This is a genomic window from Microcystis sp. M44BS1 (assembly GCF_020244875.1).
Classification (GTDB): Bacteria; Cyanobacteriota; Cyanobacteriia; order Cyanobacteriales; family Microcystaceae; genus Microcystis; species Microcystis panniformis.
Genome location: NZ_JADBVM010000234.1, coordinates 1 through 12,274 on the forward strand (window position 1 = coordinate 1; position 12,274 = coordinate 12,274).

15 protein-coding genes and 1 pseudogene are annotated in these 12,274 nt (G+C 43.1%); 9 read left to right on the forward strand and 7 right to left on the reverse strand.

The window, feature by feature from the left end; all coding sequences use genetic code 11:
• Nucleotides 1-150, reverse strand: a pseudogene (locus tag IM515_RS18045) (photosystem II q(b) protein); the annotation flags it as partial.
• Nucleotides 151-335: 185 nt separating this feature from the next.
• On the opposite strand from IM515_RS18045, the gene cynS reads away from it, so the two are divergent.
• From cynS to IM515_RS18060, 3 genes are all read left to right on the forward strand, one after another.
• On the forward strand, nt 336-773 hold the full coding sequence (cynS, locus tag IM515_RS18050; RefSeq protein ID WP_002764858.1) for a cyanase: 438 nt from the start codon (nt 336-338) through the stop codon (nt 771-773).
• 157 nt (nt 774-930) lie between these two features.
• Nucleotides 931-1,578, forward strand: coding sequence for an NAD(P)H-dependent oxidoreductase (locus IM515_RS18055; protein WP_271956280.1), 648 nt, complete (start codon nt 931-933; stop codon nt 1,576-1,578).
• A 33-nt stretch (nt 1,579-1,611) separates the two neighbouring features.
• The gene (locus IM515_RS18060; RefSeq protein ID WP_002738535.1) at nt 1,612-1,749 is read left to right on the forward strand and encodes a hypothetical protein; all 138 of its coding nucleotides are present in this window, start codon (nt 1,612-1,614) and stop codon (nt 1,747-1,749) included.
• Nucleotides 1,750-1,962: 213 nt separating this feature from the next.
• On the opposite strand, the gene IM515_RS18065 is transcribed toward IM515_RS18060, so the two are convergent.
• A complete protein-coding gene (locus tag IM515_RS18065) occupies nt 1,963-3,774 on the reverse strand; it encodes a sodium:solute symporter family protein (protein WP_287628048.1) in 1,812 nt (603 codons plus the stop codon).
• A gap of 43 nt (nt 3,775-3,817) precedes the next feature.
• Nucleotides 3,818-4,186 carry a hypothetical protein gene (locus IM515_RS18070; protein ID WP_287628049.1) on the reverse strand — a complete coding sequence of 123 codons (369 nt, stop codon included), beginning with the start codon at nt 4,184-4,186 and terminating at the stop codon, nt 3,818-3,820.
• Nucleotides 4,187-4,339: 153 nt separating this feature from the next.
• On the opposite strand from IM515_RS18070, the gene IM515_RS18075 reads away from it, so the two are divergent.
• A complete protein-coding gene (locus IM515_RS18075; RefSeq protein ID WP_002739017.1) occupies nt 4,340-4,513 on the forward strand; it encodes a hypothetical protein in 174 nt (57 codons plus the stop codon).
• Nucleotides 4,514-4,524: 11 nt separating this feature from the next.
• On the opposite strand, the gene IM515_RS18080 is transcribed toward IM515_RS18075, so the two are convergent.
• Entirely contained in the window at nt 4,525-5,127 is a 603-nt protein-coding gene (locus tag IM515_RS18080) for a chromophore lyase CpcT/CpeT (protein WP_287628050.1), read from the reverse strand.
• A gap of 77 nt (nt 5,128-5,204) precedes the next feature.
• Nucleotides 5,205-6,230: a cyanophycinase gene (locus tag IM515_RS18085; RefSeq protein WP_287628051.1), complete on the reverse strand. Its 1,026-nt coding sequence runs from the start codon at nt 6,228-6,230 to the stop codon at nt 5,205-5,207.
• Nucleotides 6,231-6,450: 220 nt separating this feature from the next.
• Here IM515_RS18085 and IM515_RS18090 point away from each other — a divergent pair, with 220 nt between their 5' ends.
• Nucleotides 6,451-7,599: a substrate-binding domain-containing protein gene (locus tag IM515_RS18090; protein ID WP_287628053.1), complete on the forward strand. Its 1,149-nt coding sequence runs from the start codon at nt 6,451-6,453 to the stop codon at nt 7,597-7,599.
• A gap of 157 nt (nt 7,600-7,756) precedes the next feature.
• Here IM515_RS18090 and IM515_RS18095 read toward each other — a convergent pair whose 3' ends face one another.
• Nucleotides 7,757-8,986, reverse strand: a complete 1,230-nt coding sequence (locus tag IM515_RS18095; protein ID WP_287628054.1) for a site-2 protease family protein — start codon at nt 8,984-8,986, stop codon at nt 7,757-7,759.
• Between the two features lie 63 nt (nt 8,987-9,049).
• Between IM515_RS18095 and ruvA the strand changes: the two genes are divergently transcribed.
• The 4 genes from ruvA to IM515_RS18115 all read left to right on the forward strand — a co-directional run bounded on the left by ruvA (nt 9,050) and on the right by IM515_RS18115 (nt 11,497).
• Nucleotides 9,050-9,679: a Holliday junction branch migration protein RuvA gene (gene ruvA, locus IM515_RS18100; protein ID WP_287628055.1), complete on the forward strand. Its 630-nt coding sequence runs from the start codon at nt 9,050-9,052 to the stop codon at nt 9,677-9,679.
• 374 nt (nt 9,680-10,053) lie between these two features.
• The gene (gene apcA / locus IM515_RS18105; RefSeq protein ID WP_002744263.1) at nt 10,054-10,539 is read left to right on the forward strand and encodes an allophycocyanin subunit alpha; all 486 of its coding nucleotides are present in this window, start codon (nt 10,054-10,056) and stop codon (nt 10,537-10,539) included.
• A gap of 79 nt (nt 10,540-10,618) precedes the next feature.
• Entirely contained in the window at nt 10,619-11,104 is a 486-nt protein-coding gene (gene apcB, locus IM515_RS18110; protein ID WP_002758327.1) for an allophycocyanin subunit beta, read from the forward strand.
• A 189-nt stretch (nt 11,105-11,293) separates the two neighbouring features.
• Nucleotides 11,294-11,497: a phycobilisome linker polypeptide gene (locus IM515_RS18115; protein WP_002739162.1), complete on the forward strand. Its 204-nt coding sequence runs from the start codon at nt 11,294-11,296 to the stop codon at nt 11,495-11,497.
• A gap of 53 nt (nt 11,498-11,550) precedes the next feature.
• On the opposite strand, the gene msrB is transcribed toward IM515_RS18115, so the two are convergent.
• Complete coding sequence (msrB, locus tag IM515_RS18120; RefSeq protein WP_002758329.1) at nt 11,551-11,967, reverse strand: peptide-methionine (R)-S-oxide reductase MsrB; 417 nt, start codon at nt 11,965-11,967, stop codon at nt 11,551-11,553.
• Between the last annotated feature and the right edge of the window lie 307 nt (nt 11,968-12,274).

Consider the following 12,274-nt stretch of genomic DNA (forward strand, 5'->3'; position numbering starts at 1 on the left):
GATGATGAAGCAGGTGGTGGCGGTGAGCAGGGTGGGGATCATGATGACACCGAACCAACCGACATAAAGACGGTTGTTGGTGCTGGTAATCCACTGGCAGAACTGCTCCCACAGGGAAGCGCTCTCGCGCTGTTGTAGAGTTGTAGTCATGGTTGGATAATTTCTGTATGTATTTAATTGTCAAGGTTCTTTGTTTGACATGAATTAATAATATCGGGTTTTTATAGTTATGTAAAGGGGTTTTAAGAAATGTTTTTTTATCAATGTCATAACTTTTACTTATATAATTGATGTTCAGGTAAACTAGAAGCAGACAAATTCTGCAAAAATAAGCGATGATACCCGAAATTACTGCAAAACTATTGGAAGCGAAGAAGGAAAAAGGCCTGAGTTTCGCTGACCTAGAAGCGATTCTAGGACGAGATGAGGTGTGGATTGCCGCTGTTTTTTACCGGCAAGCGAGCGCCTCCCCAGAGGAAGCAACGAAAATTGTGGCAGCTTTGGGATTGGGACCGGCCTACATCCCCTCCTTAACCGAGTATCCTGTCAAGGGATTGGGTCCGGTTGTCCCCACTGACCCCCTGATTTATCGTTTCTATGAGATCATGCAGGTGTATGGAATGCCCCTAAAATCGGTGATTCATGAAAAATTCGGCGATGGTATTATGAGTGCGATCGATTTTACCCTCGACGTGGATAAGGAGGAAGACCCTAAAGGCGATCGCGTTAAAATTACCATGTCGGGTAAGTTTTTACCCTATAAGAAGTGGTGAGTCCGGCCAAAGTCAACGGTAAGGGATTTCTATTCCTTGCCGCTCTTGCTATTTTTCTTAACCAAACTTAACAATTGACGGCAAAATTTTGCTTTTTTTTTGCAGATTTTGAGAGAATTTAAAATAGATTCCAGCGATCAACCACCCAGGAGATATAATGACGATTCAACCTCAAGAAATTTTAGAAAAGCTTCAGTGGAGATACGCTGTCAAAAAATTTGACCCGTCTAAAAAAATTTCTGAAGCAGATTGGTTTGTCTTAGAAGAAAGCTTGAGACTGGCTCCTTCTTCATATGGTTTGCAACCCTGGAAATTTATTGTCGTTCAAGATCCAAAAATTCGTGCGGCGCTTACTCCGGTCAGTTGGAATCAAACTCAAGTAGAGGATTGCTCCCACTATGTGGTACTTGCTACTCTTACCAAAATTGAAGTAGCATATGTCGAGAAATTCGTCGCAAAAATAGCTCAAGTTCGAGAATTAGATGTCGCTTCTCTGGAGAATTATAAGAATCTGATGGTGTCAGATTTAGTTAATGGGCCACGCTCAGCAATTGTTCAATGGTGGTCTCAGCGACAGAGTTATATTGCGATGGGAATGCTGATGGAAACCGCCGCCTTGCTCGATATTGATGCTTGTCCACTAGAAGGAATCGAGCCAGCCGCTTATGATCGTATTCTGCAATTAGAAGGTAGCGGCTATGCAGCAGTAGCAGCAGTGGCTCTCGGCTATCGCTCCTTAGAAGACAAATATCAACTGTTGAAGAAAGTTCGCTTTGATCGCGATGATGTTATTGTCTGGCATTAGTACAATAAGACTATATCAGTTGAGGGATTGTTTATGAATCGAGGAAAACTGGTTGCGATCATTACTGGAGCGATTTCGATTGCGATTGCGATCGCTTATTTAATTCTAGTGCAATTACTAGATTTTCGTGGAGAAATGATACCCGCTCCTCCACTCTTTTTGGGATTTTAGATTTTGGATTTTGGATTTTGGATTGCGAGTTTCCCTTGTTTTAAGGCTCTGCCTTGGAACACAATATCTAAGGCTCTGCCTTAAAATAGTATTCAGGTAGAACCTGAAGAGAGCGTTCCCAGGTAGAACCTGGGAACGAGATCTTACTCATAACTGATAACTGATAACTCATAACTGATAACTCATAACTGATAACTCATAACTGATAACTGCCTAACCTAAATCTCGGTCTTTAGTGACGGTAATTTCCTTAGATAAATGTCGATACCAAGTAAAATAGAGACCGATGGAAAGCAAAAGAAAAACCAAAGCCAAAATCTTCAAACTTTGCCACTGCTTAATGATTAAAACAATCCCCATCATAAAGAGGACTAATTGCCAAGGAACAGTGAGAAAAGCGGCGATGATATCCCGTTGATTTTCCGCTTTAATTTTTGCCTGTAGGTTAGGTTTAACACTGTGACGGACTTCTCCCCAAAAGCCAAAGGGTCGGGTAACATTATAGAAATTTTCCATGACTAAACTATCGGTGGGAGGAGTTAACAAAGTAGCGATAATACAGCCAGCTAAAGCGAACAAACTCGGCACAAGAAAGAGAATAAGTTCCTGATATTGACTGTGACGAAAGAAAGGTAAAATTATCGCTTGTGAGGCAATAGCCGCAACCATTCCCGATAAAGTTCCCACGGCAAAACCATAACCATTAAAGCGCCACCAATACCAACGTAATAGGAGAGGAACTGCTAATCCTACCCCCAATCCCGTGGTTAACCAACCCCAAATATCATTGACATTTTCGATATTAAAACTCAAAACTAAGCCAATTGCGACCACAAAAATCGAGGCTAAACGACCTTGAAAAACTAACTCCTGTTCTCCCGCATTTGGTTTCAAAAAAGCTTGATAGATATCTTTGACCCAATAGGCAGCACTAGCGTTAATAACCGCATTAAAAGTGGACATAGCTGCCGCTAAAAAAGCAGCAATTAATAACCCTTTCATCCCCACAGGAATATATTGAGTAATCACCGTGGCCAGAATTCTTTCTGGATCTGTAATCGTGCCTTTAGTTAAACCATAGTGAATACCTAAAACCGCAAAAGCTGTGACTAGCGGCCAACGGAAAGAAAGCAGAATAATCCAGAATAAAGATAATAAACCGGCATCTCGATCGCTTTTGGCCGCTAGATATCGTTGTAACATATAACCACCGCTGCCGCTGCAACCTTCGATGATGGTTTTAACTAAATAAAAGAAAATCACCCCACCAAACAAATTAAAGATGGCATAATCTCCGGGTAAATCCAAAGTCAGGGAGGGGAAAATACTAGACCAGTCGCTTAAATTCCAAGTTTTTGGCTCCGCTGCCCCCGGAATTGCTACCGTGAAACTATCGGGAAGATTAACGGTAAAAAAGGCCACTGCCGATACATAAATTACCGCCACAAAAATCAGAAATCCTTGAAATAAATCGGTAATTACCCCACCATAAAAACCACTGGCCACCGTATAAATTAAGGTTAGAAGAATTAATATCACCGAAGCAAGACGATCATCCATACCCAGAAACTGCCCTAAAAATTTCCCCCCCGCAACGGAGAAATAACTCATCGCACCGATAGAGAATAAGAGAGTGGCGACGGCGCTAATAATTCGGGCAAAATTCCCCTGTTTTCCCGGTCCGAAGCGAAACTGCATCCATTCCGCCATGGTCATAACTTGGGCGCGACGATTCCATTTGCCCATAAAAGCCATGAGAAAGGCCATAATTAGGACAACACCGCCGCGGATTTCGATAAATAATCCTTTGGGGCCGACGGCGTAAATCAGGGCAGAAATGACCATAGTTCCCGCTAAATCGGTGTTAGCTGCCATTCCCGACACCCCTAACATCCACCAAGGCAAATTGCGATTACCTAAAAAGTAGGATTCTAGACCTTGAGAAGCTTTTTTCTCGGCGATAATCCCGATTATTAGGGTTCCTGCTAGATAAAGCAGCACAATTACATAATCAATTAACTGCATAGTTGAAATCAATTTAACTTTCGATCGTTATAGCATCAATTGACTACGATTTCTGGCTAACGGTTTCTTTTTCTAAGATTTGCACCCGTTGCTCCAGCTTTTTTAAATCTTCCTTTAATTCAATTACTAAAGTGGCTAAACGCTGGAACAGTGGGTCAGTTTCCCCGACTACTTCCCCATTTACTATACCCGTTCCCGATCGCCGTTGGGGAATCGGAGCGGCATTTTCCCCGCGGATGGTTATTCCTCGGACTTGACTTTCAAGGCGCTCGACTCGATTGCGGAGACTAATTAAATCCGATCTTACCGCCGTATCCGATTGTGCTTTGCTGGCATTAACAAAACTCAGTATTAGCAAAAGGGAGATAATCAGCGTTAAAAAGCCATAAAAAGAGATTTTAGCTATTTTCATCGATTTTACCCCCTATCTATCCTACCCAACTTAATGTTAAGAAACGTGGCTAAATCTAAAGCTTGATTGCAATTCCGCCCCCGGGTGATTAGTTGCTCAAAAGAGGATGATAAGGTAAAAAACACGATTTTGTCGAAATTTGGCCTTATCTCTATGTATAAAAACTCAGATAAAGATTTTCTCGGAGCGGCAATCACAGCCGGTTTAGGTGCGGGAATCGTCACTTCTTTTGCCGTCAATCAAGGACAAGACATCGGTACAGCTTTAGGAATTACCGCTTTAGCGGCTGTTTGCGGTGTTATCTGCCGTCATTTTGACCTAATGTGATCCAATCTTCCTCACACCTCCAATTCTGCCGAAAAATCCCGTTTTTTCTCGTATTGATAGGGACCGAGCAGAGCGCCCCAAATTCCCTTACCAGTGCCGGGATCTAGACCTTTATCGTAGGTTTTTAGGCTATGACTCGTCACCTCGAAACCTAAAGCCACCTGATAGGTTGTACCCTCATAGGTGAATTGACAGCGCTGTTCCGGTTGCGGTTGGGCGATAAACTGGTATTGATTATCAGGGAGAGTATGGACTTGGACTGCTAAAGTGCAAGTAGGCAGGAAAGTTAGGTCTTCTAAGCTAATTTTTCGCAAAATATCGGGATTTTTGCCCGCACCTTGCACGGATTTCAGGTCATTAAACATATAGTGCCTAACCTCTAACCCTCCCGATTCCGAGCGCGTTAATCGCCACAGTCGCGGCCGGTAGGGTTGGTCTAAATTGATCATACTGGCCTGTTCGGCAAAAAGTGCGATGCTGTCTTCCCGAAATAAAGGCAACGGACGCAACCATAAACGCAGGTGAACGTACCACACCGGTTCTGCTTGCGCTTGCCGTTGATTTTCAAATTCACCCGCGAGATACCGACCAAAAGTGATTAATTCAGGGGTCATAGCTCAAAAAACTCTCCTTATTGCCTCAAAATTAATCCTAACACCCATAGAAATCACTTTTTTGACAAAAATGACCTTCAAGCTACCAAAACCCGCTTAAACCCAGCTATTCCTCCTTTAGTGTACCAATATTCCCAGCGACCGCCAGCAGCACTAGACCAATCCTTGAGGTCAAATTTACCGCTGCCGGAGGGAGTTCCTGCGATGCGATAGACTTTCACCGCTTGACCGTTATTATTCCAGATTAAAGGTCGATCCGGCTCTATCTGTTCGGGTAGAGTCCCGTTAGTTTGCAGAAAATAGGCATCTTGTCCCTTATCGGTGCCGTTACCATAGACTTTGGCGATACCATGCTCATCGATCGCCAGAAAAGCACCTTCTTCTAAACCGATAGCGTAGGCGGGCAGTTGATTGTGATTATCGTGGACATTGCGGGCTAAAAAACCAAAAAGGCGACCATATCTTGTTTCGGGATGATCTTGATTGAGTCGATCCAAATGGGTATCTGTCACCACTTTTTTGAGAAAAGGAACCCGAATAAAATCACTCCGATAGAAGTCTTTGGTGTTGAAGTGAAAGGGATTATTTAATATTTCCGAACTCAGTACTCCTTCGTGAGTAGGCGCATAGTAAAAATCACCCAGAATAGCCATTCCTGCGCTGGTTCCCGCCACGGGAACTTTTTTCTCATTGATCAGATAATTGATCGCTGTTTCCACCTTTGTGCTTTCCCACAAATCCTCGTACTGATTTTGATCACCACCGGCAAAAAAAAGAATATCGGCATTACGAATATATTCGATAACATCAGGATGATTCGCCCCTTCACGACTATCAATTGATAGTTCCGCTGCCGAGCCGATCAGGGAGGGATAATTATCGCAAATCCAATCGGCTTGATCGCCAAGATCGCCAAAGCGCAGTACTAAGTAATTACCGCCTTTAGCTCGATTTAATAACCATGTGGTCGCTTGATCTTCTCCTAATTTACCTCCTTCCGCTCCCCCGATTAATAAAATACCCGATCGATGTTTTACAGACTGAAAATTGGCTTTTCCACAACGACAAGAATAATGGAAATCTCGATCATGATTGTTTGACATAGTCTTATAACCTCTCCCCTTAGCTTACTCCTTCTATCCTAGCTTTAACTAGGACAAAATCAGAGTTTTCTACCATAAAAGTTAACAACAAAGCCTCTCTATGGCTGAAATCGGTAGCGGCAAAACTCCCTAGTTTACATTTTGTTAAAAATCGTCCTATAATAATTCAAGGCTAGAAACTGGCAATTATTACTGTTGAAGTTGGGAATCGGCGGGCGATATGTTAAATAGACGTTCTTTTTTGCAAGGATTAGGTACAATCGCCCTAGCGGGGGGGTTAAATGGCTGCGCTTCCGGAAGCGGCGAGCCGAGCATTTTTATCCTGTCCAGTTCGATTCCGCCGCGATTACTAACAGATTTTCAGAAAACTATTGCCGAAAAAAAAGTCAATTTTCAGTCGGAAAGGCAGCTGAAAGAGCTATTAAAATTGTTGGAAAAATGGTTAAAAAATCAGGAGCAACCAACCTCACAATTTTCGTTTCCTATCCCTTTTAGGGAACAAAACCCAGCGATAGGTAATTTAGTCACCCTAGGGGATGCTTGGCTAGGAAAAGCGATTAGCAACGGTTTAATTCAACCCCTAGATACTTCTCAACTCTCTAATTGGTCAAAACTGCCCCCCCGTTGGCAAGAAAACATGACTCGCAATGCCCAAGGACAACCGCAAACAGAGGGAAAAGTCTGGGCTGCGCCCTACCGTTGGGGAATGACAGTAATTGCCTATAATGAGGAAAAATTCGCTCAATTTGACTGGCGGCCACAGGATTGGTCTGATCTATGGCGACCGGAATTAACCGGTAAAATTGCCCTAATTGATAATCGTCGCGAAGTCATCGGTTTAACCCTAAAAAAATTGGGTTATTCTTATAATGCTAGTGATTTAAAACAAGTAATGGGACTAAAAGACCAGCTATTCGCTTTACAAAAACAGGTAAAATTTTATAGTTCTCAATATTATTTACAACCCCTGATACTCGGTGATGTCTGGCTGTCTGTGGGTTGGTCTAATGATATTTTACCAGTTGGCGATCGCTATAATAAAATTAAAGTTGTTGTCCCCAAATCCGGCACTTCTCTCTGGTCAGATGTCTGGGTAAAACCAGTTTTAACTACTCCTAATTCTCTTGTCCAGCAATGGATTGATTTTTGTTGGCAACCAGAATCCGCTAATAAAATTTCTTTATTTACCTCTGGATTATCACCCCTAATTCTCACTGAAAATCCCGATCAAATTCCCCCAGATATTAAAAACAATCCTTTACTTGTCAATCCAGAAGCGATCAAAAAAAGCGATTTTTTAAACCCTTTATCGCCAGCAACCGAGCAAGAATACGAGCAATTGTGGCAAGCAATGCGACAGTTAGTATAGTCAGTAGATACTAAAGAACATTATGCAATAATATTGAGGTAAAAACTACATTTACCTAACTGATTCTAGCTGATAATTGATAACTGCTCACTGATAACTGATAACTGCTCACTGCTCACTGATAACTGATAACTGATAACTGATAACTGATAACTGATTAAGCGGTTTGACTTTGGGTTTCTTGGGCGAGAAAAGTAAGGATAGAAGCTTTCTCAATTAACCCCAAAACCCTGCCGTTTTCCTCTACCACTGTCACTTGAGATAAATTTTCTCCTTCCAAAATTTTCACCACATCTAGGAGGGAAGTATGAGACAAAACCAGTTTGAGACTTTCGCTAGTTTGTAATAACCGGCCGATATTTACCTCTGTCCATTGGGAAGTGGGAATCGTTTTTAGCTCCTCTACATTAATCACCCCTAATAGTTTACCTTCGCTATCGGTAACTAGGAATTTAGACCATTGTTGTTTACCGATAACATAATTATTAGCAAACTCGCGCAGGGTTAAATTAATCGGAACTACAGGACTATTAGGAGAGATAACATCTTTAGCACTGTAGCGACTTAGGAAATCTTGAACCTTAGCTGATTGGGCGGAAAAGCCAGCATTTTGTAGGAGGAAAATGCCAATTAATAGCGTCCAAAAACTGCCAAATTGACTGATTCCGAGAATTGATAGCGCACCGATGACAATCGCTAACCAACCAAAAAATTGACCGAAACGACTAGCGAATAAAACCCCTTTATTGGGATTACCCGTTACTTGCCAAACGATGGCTTTAAGGATATTACCACCATCTAAAGGTAAACCGGGGATCAGGTTAAATAGCCCTAGGGCGAGGTTGATATAGGCAAGGAGAGAAAGAATCGCCGCCATGGGCGCATTTAAACTAATATTGGAACCAATAATTAGGAAGATACCAAAGAGCAGTAAACTAACTAAAGGGCCAGCAATTGCCACTAGAAAAGCTTCTAGAGGAGTTTTCGATTCTCTGCCGAGAGTTGCCAAACCACCGAATAAAAAGAGGGTAATTGATTTGACTTCAATACCTTGGGCGATGGCAACAAAACTATGACCTAATTCATGGGCAACCACGGAAGCAAATAGGAGAATAGCGGCAAAAAATCCCAAGAGCCAGGGCATAATTCCCGTTAACTGGGGAAACTGACTTAAATCTCCCCCATAGGTTAAGGTAATTAACCCCAGAACAAAGAACCAAGAAGGATTAATATAAAAGGGAATTCCAAAGAGATTCCCGACTCTAATGTTGCCATTCATTTTGTATCTTCTCCAATTATGGGGGACTAACGCCAAGAAAATTAGTTTATCAATTGCGCCATTCACTTCTGTTAACAATTGTAACAAAAATGAAAATCTCCCCGGCATTCCTTCAGGGAGTAAAAACCGTCATCACTGTTGTTCGGTTATTTTCGTAGGAGAATTAAATCAATGATTAATTATTTACGGGGACAAGCGATCGAGGTGATCAAAACCCCCAATAACCGACTGATCTTGATTTTAGACGTAAACCAGATCGGTTACGAAATCCAAATTCCCTCGCGATTAGCCCTAGACATCGACAAAGATAACAATGATAGTCGTCAGATTTTCACTCACCTACTCCTTCGCGAGGAGCAGCCTTTATTGTACGGTTTCGGCACCGCCCCAGAGCGAGATTTGTTTCGTCAACTGCTTTCCGTCAACGGAGTTGGAGCGCAATTAGCCCTAGCTTTAATCGATACCTTGGGGATTGAGGAACTTGTGGTGGCGATAGTGACAGGAAATACCAAAATTTTGAGCAAAACCCCCGGAGTCGGCTTAAAAACAGCAGAAAGAATCGCTTTAGAGTTAAAAACTAAATTGGCAGCATGGCGACAGCTAAAAGAAGCGACGACGACAACCACGGCAATACTACCGGCAGCGGAAATCCTCGAAGATGTGCAGATGACCCTTTTAGCTTTAGGATACAGCCAAGAGGAGATCGATCGAGCTATGGCAGTCCTCAGTCAAGATGCTTTATTTAGTAAAAATACTCAGCCAGAAGACTGGATTAAAGGGGCAATTAATTGGCTAGGTTAAATCAGTCGTCAGGAGTCAGGAGATAGGAGTCGATAGATAGGGTGATGGGGTGATAGGGATTTAGGGGTTTAGGGAAATTTCAGCCAAATGCTTCACTTCCCCACTTCCCCACTTCCCCACTTCCCCACACCCCACTTCCCCACTTCCCCACTTCCCCACTCCGGCGCTCCCTTCTTAGGGCAAATGTTAAAAAGTATTACGAAAATAGTGAGAAGGTGAACCAGATGCCGCAAAATAGTTGCGTTAGGTCGCTCTAGCTAGGGAAGTCTTGAGACGCTAAGGCGGAAACGAGATAACTTGAGCATAGTGACCACAACTGCTATAAAATGTCAGATTAAGTTTATTAATCTCACTTAGTTGGGAGGAATCCATCAATGAGTATCGTCACGAAATCGATCGTGAATGCTGATGCTGAAGCTCGTTACCTCAGCCCCGGCGAACTAGACAGAATTAAAGCCTTCGTTACCAGTGGTGCCGCTCGTTTACGCATCGCTGAAACCCTGACCGGCGCTCGCGAAACCATCGTCAAGCAAGCTGGCGATCGCTTATTCCAAAAACGTCCTGACATCGTTTCCCCCGGTGGCAACGCTTACGGCGAAGAAATGACCGCCACCTGTCTGCGTGACATGGACTACTACCTACGTTTAATCACCTACGGAGTAGTTGCTGGTGATGTCACCCCGATTGAAGAAATCGGTTTAGTCGGTGTGCGTGAAATGTACAAATCTTTAGGAACCGACATCGGTGCCGTAGCTCAAAGCGTTCGCGAAATGAAAGAAGTTGCTACCGGTCTTATGTCTTCTGACGATGCTTCTGAAGCTTCTTCCTACTTCGATTACGTGATCGGCTCTATGTCGTAGAATAACTCCTTTGTGAATTGTTCTAGACACACCCCCCGTAAACCTCTTAAGATTAAGCAAAACCCAAGGAAGAACCACCATGCAAGACGCAATTACTTCTGTTATCAACTCTTCTGACGTTCAAGGCAAATACCTTGACTCTAATGCTCTCGGCAAACTGAAAAGCTATTTCGCCACCGGTGAACTGCGCGTGCGTGCCGCTAGTGTCATTAGTGCCAACGCTGCCGGCATCGTTAAAGAAGCTGTGGCTAAGTCCCTGTTATACTCTGACGTAACCCGTCCCGGTGGCAATATGTACACCACCCGTCGTTACGCCGCTTGTATCCGTGACCTCGACTACTATCTCCGTTATGCTACCTACGCTATGTTAGCTGGAGATCCTTCTATCCTCGACGAGCGCGTTCTCAACGGCCTGAAAGAAACCTACAACTCTTTAGGTGTACCCATCTCCTCCACCGTTCAAGCTATCCAAGCGATGAAAGAAGTCACCGCTAGTTTAGTTGGTGCTGATGCGGGTAAAGAAATGGGGATTTACTTCGACTACATTAGCTCTGGCTTAAGCTAGAAATAACGAACTCGGACAAAATAGGTTCGGGAAGCCGAGGATGAGTGCTAGGTCTTTAAAGGCTGAATCTGGCCAAGATAGGTTTTGACGAGCTAGTATTGATCCTTGACTCCCGACCTTTGTTATTTTAGAAAAAGGCCTTCGTTAGTTTGAGCGACAAGTTTTTCAGCGATTAGGAGAAATCAATCCATGCGGATGTTCAAAATCACCGCTTGTGTTCCTAGCCAAAGCCGCATTCGGACACAACGGGAATTACAAAATACCTATTTCACCAAACTCGTTCCCTACGATAATTGGTTTCGTGAGCAACAACGCATCATGAAAATGGGCGGCAAAATTGTCAAAGTGCAGTTAGCTACCGGCAAACCGGGAACTAATACAGGTTTACTGTAATTGGCTGCCACTGGAACTTAAAAAAAAGAGGTCTTTCCAGACCTCTTTTTGCTTTAGGGATTTTTTTCAAACTGCAAAGCGGCAGAGTTGAGACAATAGCGTTTTCCCGTCGGGGGTGGACCATCATTAAAAACGTGACCGAGATGTGCATCACAGGCGGCACAAACAATCTCTGTCCGCACCATGAAAAAACTAATATCTCGTTCGTACTTAATATTAGTCTCGTTAGCAGCAGTCCAGAAACTCGGCCAACCAGTACCCGAATCATACTTGCTGTCAGAAGTAAATAACTCCGTACCACAGCAGACACATTTGTAAATACCTTTTTCCTTATTATCGTGATATTTACCCGTAAACGCCCGTTCTGTTCCCTTTTTGCGAGTAACTTGGAACTGTTCGGGAGTTAGCTGGGCCTGCCATTCCGCCTCGGTTTTACGAACTTTTTCTACCATAGTCAGGACAACCGCCATTATGATTAAACTTCCCTTTTTAGTCTAACCTGAGTTCGAGATCTAGGGTTTTTTCATAAACATGAAGTATGACCTGATTTAGCATCGGCCCCTGACGACGTACTCCCCAAAAGGAAAACTTGGTCAGGAAACCCTATAGACTTAGCATAACCTCAGCTTATCAATGGTATAAGTAACAATATCGTCAAACCCCTTTACAAACCGTTACAAACTCTCTAAGATAGAGACATCATCAATCAATCGTACCTCGATAACTTAATAGGAATCATAAACCAATGACCACCACTCTACAACAGCGCGAGAGCGC